Source organism: Psychrilyobacter atlanticus DSM 19335 (assembly GCF_000426625.1).
Lineage (GTDB): Bacteria > Fusobacteriota > Fusobacteriia > Fusobacteriales > Fusobacteriaceae > Psychrilyobacter > Psychrilyobacter atlanticus.
Genome location: NZ_KE384547.1, coordinates 1,086,605 through 1,108,340, shown reverse-complemented (window position 1 = coordinate 1,108,340; position 21,736 = coordinate 1,086,605). Strand labels below are relative to the sequence as shown.

Sequence of the window (21,736 nt, the reverse complement as noted above, 5' to 3'; positions counted from 1 at the left end):
AAAAGAATACTTTCAATAACTTAAAAAGAGGAGAACTAAATGAACTTAGGCAATTTAAGTGAAATAATTCAAAATAAAAATATAAGGCTGTATCTATTAAGCATTATGACTGGTCTTTTGACAGGATTAGTAGTCGTATCTTATCGCATTTCTCTAAACTTAATGACTAACCTTAGAATAAAAACTTTTTCTGAAATAGCTTCTGGTAAACTATATTTATTTGGAATAACTATAGTTGTTTTTATTTTTATTGCAATCTTACTTAACAGATTGATTACTAAACATCCTATGATAAAAGGAAGTGGAATTCCACAAATAAAAGGGGTACTCCTCATGCAATTTGAATATAATTGGATTAAAGAACTTTTTTATAAATTTGTTGGAGGTCTTCTCAGTATTGGAAGTGGGCTTTCTCTTGGAAGGGGAGGACCGTCTATTCAATTAGGATCCCAAGTCGGGTATGGGATTGGAAAAATCTTTAAAGTTTCTGATGTGAATAAAAAACACCTTATAAGTAGCGGTATCAGTGGTGGGCTTTCAGCAGCTTTTAGTTCTCCTCTTTCTGGAATTATTTTTACTATCGAAGAAATTCATAAATCTCTTACTCCAGTACTACTTATTTGTATTTCTTTGGGTAGCATTACTGCTGAAGTTGTTAACCAAACAATTTTAGGGAAGGAAAGGTTATTTAACTTTCAAGGTTTTATTCCAAATACCCTTAATCATTTCCAAAATTTTATATTTGTATTTATATTTGCAATTTTAATCAGTATATTAGGAATGTTATTTACTACTAATCTTCTAAAATTTCAGAATTTCTACTTACAATTAAAAGTTACTCCGCTTTTTAAATCTCTAATTATCTTTGCTATTTCTATCATAATAGGAATATTTATTATAGATGTCCAAGGAGTTGGCTATAAATTAATTTTAAAAGCTGGACATGAAACTTTAACATTTAAATTTATCGCATGTTTGTTATTAGGTAAATTAATTTTTACAATCTTAAGTAATGGACCAGGATTTCCTGGTGGCTTGTTTCTTCCAAGCTTAGTTTTAGGAGCTTTAGCAGGAAATTTATTTGGTATGGGATTAGAATTTTTTTCAAGTGGCAATCAAAATTTACAGCAATATTTTTTAGTTCTAGGAATGGCGGCTTTTTTCACTGCAGTTATGAGAACCCCTCTCACTGGAAATGTGCTTCTTTTAGAAATGACAGGTTCTTTTGAATATTTGGACAGCCTTATCTTGGTTACATTGATCTCTTATATCACTACTGAATTAATGGGTATACTTCCAATCACCAGCGTTCTATATAAAAACTTAGAAAAAAATAATAAATATTCATATAACGGAATTAACTAAAGGTGCTACTCTCTTTGATCTCATATTCTTTAACTAAGGCCCTATAAAAGATCATAATTAGATTATTAAACTTATAGAATGGCCTCACTTCTTCTTGGATAGCAAATTCAAAATCACCGTAGAATAGATCATGGATAGTGATCTCATTATCCAGGGATACTAAATTTAGTTTATTTAACTTATTTAGAATACATTGTCTTTTTACATATTTGATATTAAAATATTGGTAAGTGGATTCGAAGCATATGTTCTCAGACTCTCTTTTCTGAGCTTATGTGAAATTACTCTAGTCTAGTTAAATTTTAGAATCCACCTAGAAAAATCCCACCTCAACAGATTTTTCTATCTTTTAAAAGACTCGTTTTATGGGTCTTTTTTTATTTTCTTGTATAAAAAAAGATAGTTTTCATTATCTTCTCCTCACAGCACTATAATAACACTTGGTGCCAGATCAACTTTAACTTTATTAATTCTTTTATATTTTTTAGACAGTTTCTATACCATCATACGCATTACTTTTTACTATTTTCTTTATTCGCTCTTTATTTATCCATTTTTTTCGTTTTATAAATAAAAGTAACTCTCTTTTTATTTCTTCTTTCATAACATCTATTTCTCGAATTTGAAATTCTTCTTCAAGATTCTTAGAATATGCATGTAAATTACGAAAGAAAAGATCTTTTGTTATACTTATGACTGGGTTAGAAACCTCATCAATAAATTTTTTCTGCTTATTATCCCCTCTATATTCTTCATATTTTTCTAAATTAAGTATTTCATATTGAATATTTTCAATAATTTTTTGCCGATCAGTTCAGTTTAGTCCCATATTTCCTCCTCAATTGCTTTCACTAAATGTATCTACAGTATTTTTAAATTCGGTATGCGTTCTAATAATTTCCTGTGTAAATTTTTCTTTTATTTCTCCTTTTCCAGAGACAGTATTGAAATTTTAATATAGAATAATATTTACTAACTAACATCAATATTTTGTTGTATTTCAATTTCATCAAATAATTTTCTTTTTTCATTTATCAAGTAAACATATGATTGTGGTGGTGTAATACCTATTTTTCCTAAACCTATTAAATCTATTGGTTTTAAAATAAAAAGCTTTTTAGCAGGTATCGCATAGCCTTTTTTACAGCCTTTTAAATATTCTAAGGCTCCTTCTTTCCAATGTGGATGCTCTGATTCAGCTATTTTAGCTATTTCTTCTGGTGTATCTAGAATTGGCTTATCGAATAAAATTGCAGCTCTTAATTGTTTTATAGGAGACGTTACATAGATAAAAGCCAATGTTTTTCCATCAATATATTTTCTTCTATATTCAAACTTTTTATCTCCATTTATAAAATCGTTAAAAGCTTCCGTATTTAAGCTGATTAAACATTTTTTTATCTCTTTATTTTGTAGTAATTGTTCCAAATTGTTCACCTCAATTTCTATAGAACTCATAAAATTATTCTTTTGTTGTAATATGTTTAACATGTTCTCCTATGCTTTGGAGCTCCTTAATAAAAAATTTTGGATGTGCTTCATAAGTTTCTAATTTTTCTATTGGAAGCCACTTCATAAATTCTCTTATTCCATCTGTTGCAAAGCTATCACTTTTTAATTCTCTTGTTCCTCTAGACTTCATTAAATAATAGAAACAGACTTCGTGACATTTTACCCCTTTTTTTAGTGTTCCGCCTTTACCCTCAAAGAAATTTTCGTGGATGAAAGCAAGTCTTTCAACTTCATATGCTATCCCTGTTTCTTCTAAAACTTCTCGTCTAACTGCATCTTCTGCAGATTCGCCTATTTTTACTGCTCCACCTACAGAATAGTAATAACTATCTCTTTCATTTTTAGCAAAAAGAATATCTCCACCTTCAATGATTATAGCGGCAGCTCTATATCTAAACCGTTTATCAACTGTTATTAATTTACAACCCATTATCATCTCCCTTTTTCAGGTATACAAAATTTGATTTTTTATTTTCTTGCTTTTTACTAGGTTAATTATATATATTTTAACTTCTTTTTAACTTTTTTACCAGTTAATTTAGCTTATTTTTATAATTGTCTGTATTATTCATATTTTCCATCTAAAAAAGACAGCATTCTACTATCTTTTACTATTTTTAATGCTCTGTTACTGAAGGTAATTTCATTGTCATCCCCTTTACATTAAGTAAATAAAAAGAGATAAATCAAAAACCTCCTAAAATTAGGAGGTTTTTTGATTTATCTCTTTTTTCAGTGGTATTAACCGTTTATAATTTTAGCTCCAAAACTTTGCCCCTTCAATCGGATTACGAGTATAGGGCTCAATTTCATAAAATCCAAATACTATATATAATCTTTGAGTTTGCTTTAATGATGGAATAGTATCTAGTCTAATATAATTGTATTTTAAGTTTTTACCTATTCCTAATCCTCTATAATTATTACGCAAAGCAATACACGCTCCTGCTTTGTTATCAACTAACGTTAATATTAAAGTCCCACTAGGTGGTGCATATTTTAAACGGTAGTTCAAATATTAATTATTTAGAATTTATTTCCTATATTCTTGCATATAATCTGCAAAAGTAAGTGAGCTGCATTTTTTAAATTCTAAGAGAAATTCTTCTACAATTCCTACTACAAACTCAGGGGCTTCTATCACAGTTATAAGATTTTCTTCTTCTTTAGAAAGTTTTTTTCCTTTAGAATCTATTCTTCCACCAATATATACTTTAAAACATTCTGTTAACTTCTTATCTATTAATTTTTTTGTCCCCTCAAATCCAAGAGGTGCAATCTGATTACCGGCACATGAACTTCCACACCCTGAAAACTTTATTCCATCTATTATTTCATTATAGACATCTTTATTGTCAGAGTATTTTATAAATAGTTCATCTAATTTTTTAGAGATCTTTTCCCCAATTACTGGAGTATCTAAAAGACCTATTCCACAAAGACTTGCTCCTAGACAGGTAACTAAATGATTCTCAAATTTTATGTCTGCTGCTCCTTGAATCTCTAAATTTTTCATTATTATATTATAAGCATTTTCTAAATATGACTTGTGAACAAAAGGAATATAAATATCTTGTTCTGGTGTAAGTCTAATAATTGAACAACCAATATTTTCCATTACATCTACTAATTTATATAATTGATTAGCTGTAAAATTTCCTTTCCCTATAAATAGTCTTACTGAAGAGATATCTTTAAATCTAGTTTCTTTTACAGAAACATTAGACCAAGTTTCAAATTCCTTTGAATTATTATTAAAAGTTTCTTTTTGACTTAATTTATCTATTATTTCATTATAATTCTCAGGTTCAAAATTCAAGTATTCGTTTGGTATCTCAACTTTTGAATAATATTCTAGAAATAACTCTTTAAACTCTTTAAACCCTAATTTTTCTGCTAAAAATCTAAGTCTAGCTTTAGTTCTCTGTTCTCTGTTACCATGGTCATGAAATAACTCTATCATTGCTGCTGTAGCTTTTATACATTCTCTAGCAGGAAGGAAATCCAAAAGGGTAGAGCCCATAGCAGGACCTCTTCCTAGTCCTCCTCCACTGTATACTGTAAATCCTTTTTCTCCATCTTTTACTGTAGCTAAAAAACCTAAATCATTCACAATGGTATTTGCATGATCATCAGGCTCTGCAGAAAATGATACTTTAAATTTTCTACCTAGATTAAAAGCTTTTTTCATTCCTTGTACAAATAAATCCGTTTGAATAGCATATGGTCTTACATCGAATATACTCTCTTTAGATATTCCAGAAAGTGGGGATATTAAAGGATTTCTATAAGAATTCCCTCCTCCTCCTTTAAAAGGCATACCATTTTTCGTACATTCTCTTACTACATCATAAACTGCCTCTGGGTTTACTCCTTGAAGTTGAATACAGTCCCTTGTAGATACATGAGCAAATTTAATACTATATTTTTCCATTATATCTGCTAATTTTTTTAGATTTTCAGTAGTAAACTCTCCACCTACTTTTCTCACTCTTGTCATAAATTTCTTGTCTTTTGTACTATATATACCGAATCCAGATGTGACTTTCTTCACATCCATAACCTTTAATTCACCTAAAATGTATTTTTCTATAACTGCTTTTATTTCTAAATGTTCTAAATTCAATTTTTCTTCTGAAATCATGATTGCCTCCTAAGTTTATAAAAATTAATTATACATAATTTAAATTATTTTGATAAATACTTTTTTTTTATTGAAACCATAAGCTTTTACTTATGGTATTTACATACCGAAATTATATTTACTTTGATTACTACCAGTAATTTTCACCAGTAAAAAAGGAAACTATTTCGAGTATTCTTTTAATTATTATTAAGCAAATATTCCTACCTTTTCTGAAAACTTATCTATATATTCTCTAAACTCATCATTCGTTTGACATAAAATTTCAAGTTTTTTAGCTGTTTTCAAGTCGTCAATTATACTCTCTATAGGTTCATTCTCATCAAATATCATATCAGTATAATCATATTCTACTGTAGAAATTTCTTTTAACAAAGTATACATGTTATCTAATAATTTTTTTAATTCTTTCCAAATTAATACGATACTCAATCAACTTATAAATTTTGTTTCGAATTAAATTAAATATTTCTTCTTTACTTTTCATAAATCCTCCTAATTCTCATTTTTATAAAGTTTACCTTTAATTTTTTTTAAAATCAATTTTTAAATAAAGTAATCAAAAAAAAATCAAAAATGTCACTTTTATGGCTTGATAAAAAGCACACTCTAAATACCACGCCTTTTTAGATCCTTTTCTCACTTCCTTTATCACACCTAATATTTTAGTAAAAAATAACACACTTTTATATTAATCAAATAAAAGGAAAAATAATTTTTTATTACTATGGAGGGCAGAATAAAGTTATAATTTTACTCTTGACAATAACCTTATATTGATATACATATATTAGAGTGAAATTATTGCTTATAGTTTAAAAAAGTGAAAAGAGGTGATTTCTATGTATTTTAAAGTAAAGAAAAACACTATCCAGAGCATTTTAAAGACCAAAAACAATCTAATGTAGAAGCAAATAGAGCAGGGAAGATATTATGGTCTATTCCTTAAAAATAGAGGGTAGATTATTTATAGATTTATAATTTTTGTAAAAATAAAGGAGGATAAATATGATATTAATAAATTTCGGAGGGAAATAAAGTAAATAAATAAACCTCCAATTAAGATTATAAATAAAAAATTAGGAGGAACAAAATGAAAACATATATATATATCAATATCTTTAAAAATTTATTCTACGTATTTTTAGGTGCAATATCTCAACCACTTATTGCTTTTGCGTATACATTAATAAATTTAGATAAGAATAATTTAGATAATACAGTAATAACAATTATAAAAACCATATTGCCATTAATAATTTTAGGGGTATTAGTTTCAGGAATTTCTTATATAGGTAAAAGTAATATATCTAACGAAATATTAAATAGAGTTAGAAAGGATTTATTTAAAAATATTCTAAATACTCCTCTTAATAAGTTTTATGAAAAAGATAGTGGTGAATACTATAATATTATTTTAAAAAAAGTTGAAACTTGGAAAAATAGAACATTTGATCAAACATTTAATATTATACAAAACTGCATTGAAATTAGTTTTTTATTTATATTAGTATTTAACATAAACTTTATAGGAGGCATAGTCTGTTTAATTTTTCTAATTCCACTTATATTAAACAATCTTATCTTCCCAAAAAAAATTGATAAAATGTTTCGTGCTTATTTGAATAAATATGATAGTTTGATCACTTCAACAAAAGAGTATTTAAGTGGCTTTGAAATTATAAAAATTAGTTCTTTAAATGAAATTTTCTTGAAAAAATTTAATAAAGTATCTGATGATATTAACGTTGAAGAGAAAAAAATTGATTTTGTATGTAATTTAAGTGGAATTATAGCTAATACATGTGTTGTTTTATCTCAAATTTCAGGTATTTTAATAAGTATATATTTATATATAACAAAAAATATAACTTTTGGAGAACTACTTGCTTTAATTCAAATTGTATTTTTTTTAAATGAACCAGTAATAAAGCTTATAAATTCTATTATTAGTTATAATTCAAATAAATCGCTTAATACAGAGTTAGAAACAATATTAAAAAATAACCAAGAATCAATAGATAGCGATATAAAAATTTCAGCAATAAATTTTGTAGACACCTCATATAAATATAAAGAAAAAAACATTAATACAATTAATAAATTTAATAAAGTTTTTTTTAAGAATAAAAAATATTTAATTACTGGAAAAAGTGGCAGTGGAAAAACTACACTATTTAATCTAATTGTTGGTAAAATTATGCCAACCCAGGGTGGAATTTTTGTTAATGAAGGTATTCCATCAATAAATGCACTAAAAAACAATATATTTGTAGTCTCTCAAAATAATTTTATATTTAATGATACAATAAAAAACAACATTGATATACATGAAAAATATTCAGAAAATGAAGTTTTAGAAGTTATAGAAAAAGTTCACTTAACGGAATTGGTTTATTCGAAGAAAGAAAAATTAAATAGTATTATTAATGATGAAGTTGTAAAAATTTCAGCAGGTGAGAAGGCTAGAATAGGGTTAGCTAGAGCTATGTTAAGTAGTGCAGACGTTATTTTAATAGATGAGGCTTTAGCTTCATTAGACAATAATACAGCAATAAATATAGAAAAGTTAATTTTAGAAATAACAAATAAAATGGTTATTCATATTTCACATAAATCCAATTTAGATTATATTAAACAATATGACGAAGTGATAAAATTAGCTTAAAGAATAAAAAATTGAGTATAAAGCTCAAGGGTGTTTAGAACACTGATGGTAGTATAAAACTTGGACAATCTAATTTTGTTTAAGATGAGAAAAGAGATTGAAAAAGCTCAAAAAGGAGAAGGATTAGTACAATTTTTGGTAGAATATTTCTTATAGAATTCGGGTTACGAAGTATTTTTTTATTCTATATCTTTATAGGGTTATCACAACTATGTAAATTAAAATAAGATGTAAAAAAGAGATAGTGTCAACTATCTCTTTTTTACATCCTATTCTCAACTTTTAAGACTATGTCATATACTTTTTCTAATACAGAAAAACATTTTGTTCTCCTTTTAGTTTAAAATATTTTTGTATTTAAAATCTTAATTAATTATTATTCATAAATTTAGAGTTTTTTTAATCCTCTCCTAAAAAAATTTGGAACTATTAACGCTTTTCAAAAAAATCTGTCACGAAAAAACTTCCAGCCTCCCCATCACCGCAAAGCATTTCTAAACTCTCACAATACCATTTTTTTTAAGTTGACTTTGCTTTTTTTTGTGTTAAGATAAAAATGATTAAAGTTTTTTTAATCTTGGGGAGGGAGTTATTATGACTTATTTTATTGAGGATGCAACTCATACTATTCACAAGTCTGTATGCCCACATATATCGTTAGTTGATATGGTTATGCTGGGTGTTTATCTGGATGATGATGAAGCATTAACAGATGCTAAAGATGAAGGTTATCATGAGGCTGATGGTTGTTGGTATTGTTGTTCTAGCATTAATATTCAAAAATAATTAGGGCTCTTTAGCCCTTTTTGTTTTTATCCATGAGTTTATTTTCCACATGGATATCGCCCTTTTATTTTGTTTTTCTTTTTTTTTGTACTATACTTTTAATAGACTAATTAATAAGGAGGTTCCTTAATGCTCTATTGTATTGATCTCAAAACAAATCAAGTTCATATACTTGGTTGTCGACATATTCCTAAGAAAAATGTAGACAAAAATTTTCTAGGTCGTTTTGATAATCCCAATGATGCAATAACAGATGCAGGACTTAAAGGCTATACAAATGTTAATTCTTGCTCTGACTGTTGTTCGAGTTCCACATAAAATAATTAATTGGGCTAATAGCCCTTTTTTTTTATTCTTTTTCATCTACCCTCACTACCTCTTTACCCGAATCCCTTTTTCTCTCTGCTGCGTAACTATATCCAAAAATGTTGTTGATCTCTCTAATAGCACTAATTTCTGTATCTAAAGATTTTTTATTTTTAACAATCTTCCTTTTGGTGTACTTTCCTCCACATATTCTGTCTCCGATACACCTTCCTTGGATCATTGATCTGTGCATGTGCTCCTAGCTTTGTCTTATCTTAATATCCAACTATCTTCTTGGCTTTCTCTCTTATATTCCCTTTCAATTCTTTTTCTTGTTGCTGTTTTTTATTCTCCCTTTATTTTGTTATTTATTCTATTCCAAACCATTTAAGTTGTAAATCTTAAAGCTATTATTTAAATGATTTATCATTTGCAATTTGGACTGTTCTATTGAGAAAAAAAGGACATAGAGAGAAAAAACAAAACTTTATTTTTTGGACATTAAAAATTAAAAAAATTAGAGGATAAAAACTTTTTATACGTATAGGTTAATAAAAGAGCCGATATTAGTATGGAGGTGAGGGTTTGAAATCAAATAACTTAATTAAAATAATTGAAAAAAATGGATGGTATCTTGTGAATATAAAAGAGTTGCACCTCATAATTTGAACAATTCTCTACAAATACTAGGATAACTATACCACATTATTGAAAAGATCTTGTTAAAGGAACTATTCTAAAATAAGCAGGATCTAAAATTACTGAATCAAAGGAGATGATTTAGATGAAAAATATTTATATTTATCCAGCAATTTTTTCATATGCTAATGACAACGATGATAATGATGATATTTTAGTAGAATTTCCTAATTTAGATGGTGTTTTTACCTTTGGGACTAGACCAAAAGAAGCCTATTATAAGGCTAAAAACTGCTTGGAGTCATACCTTTATAGGATGGAGGAACGTGGAAAAATTATTCCTGAACCTCCTAAAAAAAATGATATAAAACTTAAAGAAAATCAAGTTATAGAAATGATTAAAGTTAATATGAACCTAGTCAGAGATGAGATACACAATAAAGCAGTATAAGGAGTTTTCTACGATATTAAAATTTGCATTGACCTAAAAAATATAGAAAAGTGAATTACATATTAAAGTTAACAATCAAGAAAATAGTTGCTCTTCAAGAAAAGAAAGCTCCTAAAGGTAAATTCGAAATAGAAATACATTTAAGTATCCTTTAAAAAGACTAGAATTAATTTTAGTCTTTTTTATTTTAATTTTTATATTTAAGATAAATGTAGTATTAAATAGTGAGAATAACAATGAAATTTCAATTTACTCTATAGATTTAATTTCTACTCATTTATAGAGTTTAATTTATCAAATTAGATAAAAGAGGAGATGGTTAAAATTTTAACTACAACATTTAAATTCTTACTAGTAATTTTAGTATTTTGGGGATCCTTTATTTCATCATTTTACGTAGCTGATTTTTTTAAAATTAAAGATATAAGATTTATGATGATAGTCACTTTGATCTTAATTACATTTTTTCTATATATACTTAAACTATTTAAATTTAAAGAGGTTTTTGGAGGATGGAAAATAAAAAAAGAAATATTTTTTTGGAGTTTCATTTATATGATAGCCAATTGCTTTTTAAACTATATTATTGACAGCTTATTTCATCCCTCAATACCTCCAAGTAAAATATTTGATTCAAAATCCCTAGAGAATCTAGTTTTTATTGCTTTTCTAATACCACTTATGGAAGAGGTAGTTTTTAGGGGCATAGTATGTAATATCTTAAAAAATAAATTTTCTATGTTTATAACAATTTTAATTTCAGGGTTGATATTTGCCACGATTCATTGGATCCCTGGTATAACGTTTATAATAACAGGAAGTACTTTTTATTTTGGATATATATATTTAAAAACTAAATCTTTATGGAATCCAGTTATTGTTCATGTAATAAATAATTCTATAGCTGCTTTAATAATTATTTTGGGAAAAGATGAGGCAATTGAAACTATCAATTTAGGAATGTTTGGTTATATAGTTGGTTCTATCTCTCTCCTCCTTTGTTTTTATAATTTTTATAGGATGTATAAAGGTATTCATTTTGAAAAACCATTAAAAATAGGGGAGATTAAAGAGGGTGTCAAATAATTTGTTTTTTACCATCTTGCAAGAATTTAACTTCTTTCTTTTAATCAACTGAAAAAACTAAACATTTGGGAGCGCACGTTTCTGCCTGTGTCCTCGAAAGTAATTAAAAAAGATCCTAATTTTTTTATGATTAGCAATAGCTCCTTCTTATCTTTCTTCAAAAATTGAAGGATATGTAAAAAAAACTGTAATATATTAAGTACAAGTGTCTAAATTTGTATTTTAGAAAATTATTTTAAATGTAAAAAAGAGGGAGGATAAAAATGAGGAATATTTATTTAGTTGTATTGTTAATGTTAAGCTTGAACTTCTCTGCTATGGGAGAGGAAGTGAAAATTGCTATAGCTTCTATTGATCAAGCCTGGCTGTCACCTAAACGTTCGGTTGAATTAATTAAAGAAAATGCTTATATAGCTTCTGAAAATGGAGCTGGATTAATAGTTTTTTCTGAAAGTTTTATTGGGGGCTACCCATATTGGCATTATATTCACGCAACAATTGATTTAAATTATAACTATGAAAAATATTTAGATTTTTATAATGCTTCAATAACAAAAGACGGTTACGAAATGAAAAAATTACAGTCATATGCTAAAAGGTATAAAATTGCAATGATTGTTCCTTTCAACGAAAGAAATGAAGATGAAAATTATAAATCTGTCTATAATTCTGCTGTTTTTATAGACAAAAAAGGTAAGATAAAACATATTACCAGAAAAACAAGAGCTTCTCATACAGAAAAATTGTTTTGGGCAGAACCAAAAGATCCGGATATTAGAGTTGTTAAACTTGCAGGTATAAACGTGGCTTATAATTCCTGCTGGCAGACGTATTTACCTTTAATCAGGGGGATTCAATATGCTCAAGGTGCTCAGCTCATAGTAGTAGGAACCCAGGATCAAGGAGAAGAATGGAATTCATTTATAAAATCTGTTGCTCTTGAAGGTCATGTTTATTTAGCTTCTGTAACTCAAATGTATCAATGGGAAGAAATAGAAAAAAAAGATCCGGAATTGGCTCATGAATTTAAACAAGTAATGAATAATGTGTTTAAGCTAATTCCTCCTAAAATTCAAACTGGTGACGGAATGTTAATTGATCCATGGGGAAAGGTTGTTATAAAAGGTAAAAGTATGGAAAGTAAATTAGTTTATGGAATAATAAATACCGATGAAAATGTAAAATCATCCATGTATAAAGATGCGACGACAAATTATCGTTTACCAATAGATGTTTCTTACCGTGGAAGACAATATATCAAAGATGGTTTTGCAGTAGATAAAATAATAAAATAAAAATTCTTTAGTCAGGGAGATGACAAATAATGAAAAAAATATTATTATTATTTATTTCACTACATTCATTGACTTATACAGTAAATTATTTTGATGCAGGGATTAGTTATACCGGAGGTTACGGAATACAAGGGCAAATCACGTCTAAAATTACAGCTGATCAGGGTCATAATTATACTTATAGTTGGCAGGCAGCAGGAGATTCTAAAAACTATATTTGGGATGGAGTAAGATTTTCTCAGGATAGTGACGGAAACTTATCTTTAGACAGTGATATAAGTTATACTGCTAGTTATCGAGAAAAACACTGGCAGAATATTTTGTTTGATAATACCAGTACTGGGAATAGAAGAAATGTTGAATTAAATAATGACAGTATATTAAATGGGAATAAACAGAGGGAACTTAAAACTCAAAATTTAATTTTAAAAGATACAAATTTTGAGATAAATGGATCAAAATTATTTTTTTATGATTATACTAAAAACAGTTTAACTCTAGAAAATTCAAATTTATCAATTGGTACAGGTCAGCTTCTTGTGATGTCTACCTCTGATTTTGATATTATTTCAAAATCTGGAAATAACAGACTAACAGCAATAAATGACCGTATATCAGCAAAGGTTAATTTAGATATACAAAGCGGCTCTGAACTGGAGTTTTACTATTCTGGTAGTATATCCTTTGGTGATAAACCTGTAACTATTGGAAGTAGTGCTAAAGGAACAATAGATAATGCTAAGTTAAAATTAACTTACAGCAATATAAAATTTATATCTAATCCAGATGAATTTGTATTTGAAAATAACAGTACATTGGAATTACACGGAAGCGACACTAAATTAGAAATCACTAATTCAACTTTCAAAGACAGTCATATTTTATTAGGAAACAATACTCAGTTTAAAGGAGATAAATTAAAATTAGAAGATTCCAATATAAATATAAATGACGGAGCTAAGATTTTTTTAGGTGAATTAATAGTCAATGGAACATCGGAGATAGATGGAAGTCATGCTCCAAATACACTTTTGAAGACAAGAGTGTTAACTCTTAATCAATCTTCAGTTTTAAATACCAAGAATATCAAAAAAATAAGTACAGATCTTGTCCATATGACAGGATCAAATAATATTTTGAATATAGACCATGATTATTTATACGTCAACCGAGGTTTTCTTATCGAAGATGGAACAATCAATATAAAAGATGGAAGCTTCCTTATGTACTCCGGTGGCTATCAGAATAGTGATATGAAACTAGAACTAAATATAGAGAGTAACGGTGGATTTTTTATTGAAAAATATGGATCATTTTATCTAAATAATACCAGTGGAACTGACAACAATTACACCACCCTTACAAATAACGGGCTTATATTCATCGAAGATACATTCGGAGGTTCCGGAACTATTTTAGGAATTGGAGATATCTATATGAAAAGCGGCTCTGGATTAGATCCTAAATATACGTCTGGAAGTGAGCTAGGAAACCTAAAAGTGAATAACGGACTTATATTTGAGGGCGGGACATACTATTCCGATATAGATTTAGATAGCAGTAAAAATGAATTATCGGATAAAATATTCTACGTGGATAAAAATGTAGATATCAGCAAAGGTTTAAGTATCAAGACTATATATAAGGGAGCGCCTGGAAGAAGTGCCTTGGATTTCCATGATAAGGAGTTCACCCTAGTTCAGTCGGATACAGCAAGCTCTAGCGGTGATATTATAGGAGATTACAATAATATATCTGTGATAAATTCGCCTTATCTACCAGCACTACTTGATTTTGAAGTATCCGATGAGCAAACAAACGGAAATAAAGATATAACCTTAACCGGAAAGGTGCAGGGAGTACATACTCTTGCCACTCATTCTAATTTAGGAAAAAATCCTAATGCCAAACAAGTGGTAACTATTTTACCGTCAACTACTCCTGGAGTTAATCCGGTATTAAGCCCTGGGGCCCAAAAACTGCAAACTGCATTATTAACTATAACCAATGCACAGGTTTCTCAAAATCTCAATTCTCTCCATGCTGAGCCATATTCATCTCACTTGACTGTAGGTCTTGAACAGAATGACCTCTTCCTAAATATGGCAATGGATCATGCAAGAAGCAGGGGATCGGTTTATTCTATAGATTCAGAAGAGATATCACCAGAGAATAATATATGGATCGATACAGCCTATGTAGAGGGAAAAGTTAATGGAGAAAATAATTTGGGAAATTTCAAATATTCCCTCAGTAACTTTATATTAGGCGGCGATATATACAGGGAAGATCAACTCACTTTAGGGGTATATACTGGTTATGGAAAACACAAGATAAGAGAACATGATATGGTGGATCAAAATTTTGAGACAGATACCTATCATTTTGGTAGTTACGGCAGCTATATCTATAACGATTGGATATTTACAGGTATGTTGGGTTATTCTTATGGTTACAACCAGAGTGAAAGAGATATCACTGTAGGAACTGAAAGCGGAACAAGTAAGGATAAATTTGACAGCCATAGTATCTATACCGGGATCAGGGGAGCTTACCCTATGAAGATAACTAAAAATACAACTTTAACTCCTAATTTAGGATTAAGTTATTCATATCTATACCAGGAAGAGATAGTTGAAAGCGGATTCGATATGGCTGATCTTAGGGTAGAAAGTGCAAGCGCAGATTCATTTATTACTTCAGCAGGATTAAATCTTTCCTACGATGGTTCTGTAAAATCTCTGCTCGTAAGACCAATGGCATTTGTAAAATATGAATATGACTGGTCAGCAGCTAAAGACTCCAGCCATGATATAAGGGCAGGATTTGTACATACACCAGATTCAATGACTACTTTTTCCGGTCAAAACAGAGGAAAAAACCTGATCTTATTTGGGGTAGGAATAGAGGTAGAAATAACCCCTGTTTTCCTTGTAGGAGGAGGAGTAACCTACAGTGATGACAGTAATGGGGAAGAAACTGGTATAGGTTTTAACTTTGAATATCTATGGTAATAATAAAAAATTCTAATATAAGATAAAAAAAACACCTTCAAAATGTAAACTGTAACCATGAAACTAGACACTTGAAAAAGAGTGTTAGTTTCATGGTTACAGTTTATTTTAGTGTCCTTTTTAATTTATTGAATCTTAAAAAAATACATAGTAAGACTATATAGATTTGCCTATCTTCTTAAAGATCTATATATATTCTCTATCCACTTATCAAATTTTTCCCCTTTTTCAAACTGCATAACATCATACATTTCAGGAGCTACTAAACTAAATTGTTTTTTTAAATCTTCTAAATTAAGTTCTTCCATTTTTTTCTCTTTTTTAATTCTTGAAATGATTTTATTAAAATCTTTAGATTGATATTTTATATCTTTTTTACTTAAGAATATTGGTTTTTGATTTTTTGTTAATCCATGATTTTTACAAACTTTTAAACCAGCTTCTTTAACTGCAGTTACTTTGTCATTTAAAGTTAACTGAATTATTTTATCTTTTAGAGATTGATATTCAGGGTTACTTAAATCATAATCGTTTACAGAACTTTCCAATGCCTCTTCTCTTACTTTCCATGATGTTTTACAATTTAAATCTTTCATAATTTTTCTTAATGCTTCTTTTACTCCGCTCATTATATTCCACCTTTAATTTTAATTATATGTAAGTTTAATTTTATCTTTTAAATTTAAAAAAGTCAATTTTAAATTTAAATAAAAGAATTGAGAGTGTAATTTTTATCTCTCATTAAAAGTACTACATTGAATATAATAGTATTTTATGTTTTTTATGACTTTTGACACATTTTATAGAACAGTTAAAAATCACATTATTTTCTTTTTATCTCTATGTTGTATGAAACTCTAACTTTACCATTTAGATGGAAATTTTTAATGTATTCTAATGCTGAGATGGTTCCAACTTTTTCATTATCTAAATAATAGATTATTTTATAATCATTTAGAAAAGAATAATTACAAGTTAAATATTGTGTTATCGAATCTAAAAATAATTGTGATTTTTTTCATCCATTCTATCATCCTCACTTATCAAGTGTCTTTATTACTATTTATACTACTGTGTTCTAATTATTTCAATGTAAATTTAAAAAGAATAAAAAAAGGAATATTTAAAATATCCCTTTTATTTTTCTATATATCTTCTTCATTACAAATTTTACATGGAGTATACCCTTCTTTAATAGCTACTTTTAAAGCTATAGATTCTAAGTTTTTAGAATACGGACATTTCTCTTGATGATATTTTTTAGTTTTCTTATTTATAAAAACAAAATTTATTAATTCTTTTTCTTCCTTTTTTATAATCAGAAAAATGATTACGATTAAAATTACAACTAAGATTATTTTCACCATATTCCCCTCCAATTTTTATTTAAGAAGTTCCACTTACGCCTCTTCCAAATTTTTGAGTACTTTTTTTGCATTTACTACATATCCTACTATACGGGATTCCCTTTGAATCAACTTCAGTAATAAATTTCTTCTTGCACTTTAAACAAATAACTTCTTTTTTTTCCATTAGTATCATCTCTTTAATAATTGTGTTATTTTAAGTATTAGTGTATCATATTTATGCTACATTTTTTAAAAATTAAGTTTAATTCATTATTTTTTATACTTCTTTCTTTTTTTATTTCCTTCTTTAATAAAAAAAAGAAGAGGTTTAATTCTCTCCTAAAAATAATTCTCTTATTGAATTCGCCTTTCTAAAAATCTTAAATTGAAATAACTTAGTCTTATAATTTCATAGATCTACTTTAAACTCTAATCCTTTTCCCTTGATTTGGAATCCTTCAAACCCAACGACACCTTGTATTTATCTAATTCATTATTTATTTGATCATTGGAGGCCAAGTTGATATTTCCATTATGCTTAGATCTCTTAAATCCTTCCGCAAAATCATTAAGAATCTTGTAATTTACACCCTTAGATGTTTTATTTTAAAATAAACTATGTTATAATGATTACAAATATGAAATTGGAGGATATATAATGAGTGAAAAAATAAATAAATTTTTAGGCGCGCACGTTAGTGTTAGTGGAGGAGTTTTTAATGCCCCTAAAAATGCCCACGACATCGGCGGTACAGCCTTTGCAATGTTCTTAAAAAATCAAAAAAGATGGGTTGCTAAAGATTATGATGACAAGGTAATAACTAAGTTTAAGGATGAGATGAAAAAATATAATTTTAATACTGATTATATCATGCCTCATGCTGGATATCTTATAAATTTAGCTAATTCTGATCCTGAAAAATGGCAAAAATCATTAGATGCTCTGATCGATGAACTGAAAAGAGGTGAACAGTTGGGATTAAAATATGTAAATCTACACTGCGGAAGTCATCTGGGACTCATCTCGTTGGAAGAAGGATACGATCTTATAGCTAAAGGTATCAATGAAGCTATTAAAGCTACAGAATACATCACTGTAGTCCTTGAAAACACAGCTGGTAAAGGAAATACCATAGGTGGAAATTTTGAGGAGTTAAAAGGAATTATAGATAGAGTCGAAAACAAAGATCGTATAGGAGTCTTACTTGATACCTGCCACACTTTTGACTATGGGTATGACTTAGCTACTGAAGAAGGGTATGAAAAAACATTTGAGGAGTTCGAAAATCTAGTTGGATTTAAGTATCTAAAGGGAATCCACTTAAACGATTCTATGTATGGGTTAGCCTGTAAAAAGGATAGACATGAAAGTATTGGAAACGGTATGCTAGGAATGGATTTCTTTAAAAGGTTTATGAATGACCCTAGATTTGATAATATGCCGATCACCTTAGAGACAATAGATCAATCTATATGGAAAGAAGAAATAGAGCTTCTGTATAGTCTTATAACAGAATAATAATAAAGAGTTTTTGCCTGGGGCAAAAACTCTTTTTTTATCTAGTAAATTATACCCGCAAGAGGCATCACCAAAATACTATTAATTTATTATATAAACATAGAACTTTGAGATAAAATTTATGGAATAAATAAGAAATTATAAAACCTTAGATTATTCCTATCTGGATGCAAGGTCACGTTACTTTTTTATTTTTCGAAAGTTCCCTTAACTATAGCAACCTTATCTTCTACCATTACAGTCCCCAAAGCTAATACACCATCTATATCTAAGTTTTCATCTAAGATAACCAGGTCTGCATCAAAGCCTTCCTCTATAAATCCTTTTCCTTTTAATTTAAACGTCGTTGCAGGATTAGAAGTAATAACCTTTATTATATCTTCTAACTTTAAATTTTCTTCTTTCATCCCTTCCTTTACAGCCTCATAAAGAGTTTCACATTTCCCTAATTTAACGCCTTTAAAATTTCCCTCTGCATCATATTCAGGCAGACTTCCCTGCCCATCAGATGTATAGGTAATTTGTGAGATGTCAATCCCTGCCTCTATACATAGTTTCGTGGCTTTACCACATTTCACCTCTCCATCGGCTAAAAATTCAGGAGTTGTAGAAGTAGTAAAATCTAAATTCCCGCCTCTTTTACCATATTTCAATGCTGCCTCAAATAGGTATGGGTTTCTATTCATATGGGTAGGTACAAATTGTTTAATTGGCAGTGCTCCTTTGTCAATTGCCTCTAAAAGTAGATCTGTCACTTCATGACTGTCACCCATGTGTACTCCTATAATTCCAGCTTTTCCAGACAGAATCCCTCCTAATCTTGTATCAGATGCCACTCTCAATAATTCATCCGATGTAGGGTGAGAAGATCTGTGGTCTGCTACTGCTAACTCTCCACAGCCGATTACTTCCTCTATTAGAATAATATCATCTGTAACCTTCCCTGTAAGAGTTCTCACAGGTATTTCATAAGATCCTGTAAGCACAAACGCAGATACCCCCTCTTCTTTGAGTCCCTTAGCCTTAGCTATTAAATTTGTCATAGTTCTTGTAGTTCCATCTGTTCCCAACACACCTATTACCGTAGTAACACCAGCAGTAGTCATATCTGTTAACTGAATTTCAGGGGTTCTAGATCTAAAACTTCCCTCTCCTCCTCCTCCACAGATATGAACATGGGAATCAATGAATCCTGGCACTATTTTTTTTCCTTTTAGATCTATGATAGTCGCTAATTTTTCATCTATATCAATAGAATCTTCTATCTTTGCTATCTTGCTGCCTGCAATCAAGATATCTTTTTTACCAATATATTCTGGACTATACACCTCTGCATTTTTTAATAATTTTATCATCTTATCCCCCTTATTCTACTTAACGAAATGTTTAATCAATCACCAGCATTTATAATTAAAACTTCTAACCTTGACTTTTCTTCTTATCTATTAAAAAAGCGAATAAATCCTAAGACTTAATCGCTTTTTTTATTTACATCATTGAACCTAAAGCTAGTAGTGCCATAGTCATCACTATAAATGCAATAAATAGAGGCATTACAAATTTTAACCACTTTGTATATGATACTCTTCCTATTGCTAATCCACCCATTACTACTGCAGATGTAGGAGTAAGTAAGTTTAATACTCCTGATGCAGATTGATATCCAGTAACTACTACATTCTTTGCTAGACCTGAAAATTCTCCTAATGGAGCCATGATAGGCATAGATAGTGTAGCTAGTCCCGAAGTTGAAGGTATTAAGAATGACATAGGCAGATAGAATAAGTATGAGATGATCGCAAATGCTGTAGATCCTACACCTGTTAACGCCTGTTCTCCCCAATATAAAACAGTATTAGTCATTCCACCAGCATTCATTACTATAGTAATTCCTCTAGAAATTCCTACAATAAGTGCTACTCCTAATAGATCTCTGGCACCATTTACAAATACTGATACAATCTCTTTCTCTTCCATCCCGTAGATTTTTCCAATCAATACAGATGAAACCATAAATAATACAGTCATCTCTCCAAACCACCAGTCACCAAGTGCAACTGTGTGCCCTAATAAGTCGCCTACCAATGGCAATCCTTGGAAGAAGTTGTTAATATCTTCAAATATTGTAATGTTAAACTTATAAGCCCATGGGATCACTCCTAAGATCATGACTATAAAAGTTCCACCAAATATCCAAAGGATCAACTTTCTTTTACCTGTCAATTCTGGAGTTTCCTGCTCTTCTCCTCCTAGGAAATGATGTTCATTTTCTTTTTTCATATCGTATACCAATGATTTTGTAGGATCTTTCTTTACTTTTTCAGCATATCTCATAACATAAAATATAGCGAATCCAAGTAAAACTACCATCATTAATAATCTTAATCCCAATCCATCTCCGATAGAGATCTCAGCGAATCCAGAAGCGATTCCTGTAGCAAATGGATTTACCGTAGAGCATAGAACACCTGTTCCTGCCCCTAGCATTACTACCCCTACTGCTGTCAAGGCATCATACCCTGCCCCGATAAATACAGGAATCAACAGGGGATAGAAAGCTATTGTTTCCTCTGCCATCCCAAATGATGTCCCGCCTGCTGCAAATATTGTCATAAGGATAGGTATCATTACCTTTTCCCTTCCCTTTAATTTTTTTATAACCTGTCCAATCCCTGCATCGATAGCACCTGTTTTCATTACTATACCTAAGAATCCACCGATTACTAATACAAACAATGCAATATCCTTAGCTTCATAGAAACCTTTGATAGGAGCATTTATTACTTCCCAAAGTGCTTGAGGATTTGAATCCACTACCTTATATGTCCCAGGAATTGGTTGTTTCGTCCCCTCCACATAATCATATTCTCCTGCTGGAACTATCCATGTAAATACTGCCACTACAATTATTATACTAAATAATATAGTATAAGCTGTTGGCATTTGAAATTTCTTTTTCGCCATCTCTTTCCCTCCAAATATTGTTTTTTTTATCACAAACGTTAAATAACCCTACAATAAGTATAGAATATGTGCAATGTAAAGTCAATACTTTTCTTTGTTTTTCCTTAGAAAACAATATCTTTACTAATTAAAAGAAAA

Annotated in this window: 20 protein-coding genes; 9 read left to right on the top strand and 11 right to left on the bottom strand. The window is 29.2% G+C overall.

What is annotated here, in order from left to right; all coding sequences use genetic code 11:
• Positions 1–39 precede the first annotated feature (39 nt).
• The gene (locus tag K337_RS17755) at positions 40–1,365 is read left to right on the top strand and encodes a ClC family H(+)/Cl(-) exchange transporter (RefSeq protein WP_051251625.1); all 1,326 of its coding nucleotides are present in this window, start codon (positions 40–42) and stop codon (positions 1,363–1,365) included.
• 972 nt (positions 1,366–2,337) lie between these two features.
• On the opposite strand, the gene K337_RS0105655 is transcribed toward K337_RS17755, so the two are convergent.
• The 5 genes from K337_RS0105655 to K337_RS0105640 form a co-directional block, all read right to left on the bottom strand.
• A complete protein-coding gene (locus K337_RS0105655; RefSeq protein ID WP_169712877.1) occupies positions 2,338–2,823 on the bottom strand; it encodes a hypothetical protein in 486 nt (161 codons plus the stop codon).
• 4 nt (positions 2,824–2,827) lie between these two features.
• Positions 2,828–3,307 (bottom strand): NUDIX hydrolase, encoded by a 480-nt coding sequence (locus K337_RS0105650; protein WP_028855752.1) that lies wholly within the window; start codon positions 3,305–3,307, stop codon positions 2,828–2,830.
• A gap of 327 nt (positions 3,308–3,634) precedes the next feature.
• Entirely contained in the window at positions 3,635–3,892 is a 258-nt protein-coding gene (locus K337_RS19755) for a hypothetical protein (protein WP_156877323.1), read from the bottom strand.
• Between the two features lie 18 nt (positions 3,893–3,910).
• Entirely contained in the window at positions 3,911–5,521 is a 1,611-nt protein-coding gene (locus tag K337_RS0105645; RefSeq protein WP_028855751.1) for a nitrite/sulfite reductase, read from the bottom strand.
• 189 nt (positions 5,522–5,710) lie between these two features.
• Complete coding sequence (locus K337_RS0105640; RefSeq protein WP_028855750.1) at positions 5,711–5,905, bottom strand: hypothetical protein; 195 nt, start codon at positions 5,903–5,905, stop codon at positions 5,711–5,713.
• A 709-nt stretch (positions 5,906–6,614) separates the two neighbouring features.
• Here K337_RS0105640 and K337_RS0105630 point away from each other — a divergent pair.
• The 3 genes from K337_RS0105630 (at position 6,615) to K337_RS0105620 (ending at position 9,293) form a co-directional block, all read left to right on the top strand.
• Positions 6,615–8,189 (top strand): ATP-binding cassette domain-containing protein, encoded by a 1,575-nt coding sequence (locus tag K337_RS0105630; protein ID WP_028855749.1) that lies wholly within the window; start codon positions 6,615–6,617, stop codon positions 8,187–8,189.
• Positions 8,190–8,783: 594 nt separating this feature from the next.
• On the top strand, positions 8,784–8,975 hold the full coding sequence (locus K337_RS0105625) for a hypothetical protein (protein ID WP_028855748.1): 192 nt from the start codon (positions 8,784–8,786) through the stop codon (positions 8,973–8,975).
• Between the two features lie 129 nt (positions 8,976–9,104).
• Positions 9,105–9,293: a hypothetical protein gene (locus K337_RS0105620; protein ID WP_028855747.1), complete on the top strand. Its 189-nt coding sequence runs from the start codon at positions 9,105–9,107 to the stop codon at positions 9,291–9,293.
• Between the two features lie 31 nt (positions 9,294–9,324).
• On the opposite strand, the gene K337_RS0105615 is transcribed toward K337_RS0105620, so the two are convergent.
• Entirely contained in the window at positions 9,325–9,534 is a 210-nt protein-coding gene (locus K337_RS0105615) for a hypothetical protein (RefSeq protein ID WP_156877321.1), read from the bottom strand.
• 531 nt (positions 9,535–10,065) lie between these two features.
• Between K337_RS0105615 and K337_RS17750 the strand changes: the two genes are divergently transcribed.
• The 4 genes from K337_RS17750 (at position 10,066) to K337_RS0105595 (ending at position 15,766) form a co-directional block, all read left to right on the top strand.
• Positions 10,066–10,371 (top strand): type II toxin-antitoxin system HicB family antitoxin, encoded by a 306-nt coding sequence (locus K337_RS17750; RefSeq protein ID WP_051251623.1) that lies wholly within the window; start codon positions 10,066–10,068, stop codon positions 10,369–10,371.
• A gap of 315 nt (positions 10,372–10,686) precedes the next feature.
• On the top strand, positions 10,687–11,457 hold the full coding sequence (locus tag K337_RS0105605; RefSeq protein ID WP_028855745.1) for a CPBP family glutamic-type intramembrane protease: 771 nt from the start codon (positions 10,687–10,689) through the stop codon (positions 11,455–11,457).
• A gap of 263 nt (positions 11,458–11,720) precedes the next feature.
• A complete protein-coding gene (locus K337_RS0105600) occupies positions 11,721–12,752 on the top strand; it encodes a nitrilase-related carbon-nitrogen hydrolase (RefSeq protein ID WP_028855744.1) in 1,032 nt (343 codons plus the stop codon).
• Positions 12,753–12,781: 29 nt separating this feature from the next.
• Positions 12,782–15,766, top strand: coding sequence for an autotransporter family protein (locus K337_RS0105595; RefSeq protein WP_028855743.1), 2,985 nt, complete (start codon positions 12,782–12,784; stop codon positions 15,764–15,766).
• Between the two features lie 170 nt (positions 15,767–15,936).
• Here the strand turns inward: K337_RS0105595 and K337_RS0105590 are convergent, their stop codons facing one another.
• The 3 genes from K337_RS0105590 to K337_RS19750 form a co-directional block, all read right to left on the bottom strand.
• Positions 15,937–16,395, bottom strand: coding sequence for a hypothetical protein (locus K337_RS0105590; protein ID WP_037029199.1), 459 nt, complete (start codon positions 16,393–16,395; stop codon positions 15,937–15,939).
• A 516-nt stretch (positions 16,396–16,911) separates the two neighbouring features.
• Positions 16,912–17,133, bottom strand: a complete 222-nt coding sequence (locus K337_RS0105585; RefSeq protein ID WP_028855741.1) for a hypothetical protein — start codon at positions 17,131–17,133, stop codon at positions 16,912–16,914.
• Between the two features lie 19 nt (positions 17,134–17,152).
• Positions 17,153–17,308, bottom strand: a complete 156-nt coding sequence (locus tag K337_RS19750) for a hypothetical protein (RefSeq protein WP_156877320.1) — start codon at positions 17,306–17,308, stop codon at positions 17,153–17,155.
• Between the two features lie 465 nt (positions 17,309–17,773).
• On the opposite strand from K337_RS19750, the gene nfo reads away from it, so the two are divergent.
• Positions 17,774–18,634, top strand: a complete 861-nt coding sequence (nfo, locus tag K337_RS0105575; protein WP_037029197.1) for a deoxyribonuclease IV — start codon at positions 17,774–17,776, stop codon at positions 18,632–18,634.
• Positions 18,635–18,822: 188 nt separating this feature from the next.
• On the opposite strand, the gene iadA is transcribed toward nfo, so the two are convergent.
• Positions 18,823–19,989 carry a beta-aspartyl-peptidase gene (gene iadA / locus K337_RS0105570; protein ID WP_028855739.1) on the bottom strand — a complete coding sequence of 389 codons (1,167 nt, stop codon included), beginning with the start codon at positions 19,987–19,989 and terminating at the stop codon, positions 18,823–18,825.
• 133 nt (positions 19,990–20,122) lie between these two features.
• A complete protein-coding gene (locus K337_RS0105565; RefSeq protein ID WP_028855738.1) occupies positions 20,123–21,598 on the bottom strand; it encodes a YfcC family protein in 1,476 nt (491 codons plus the stop codon).
• Positions 21,599–21,736: the final 138 nt, after the last annotated feature.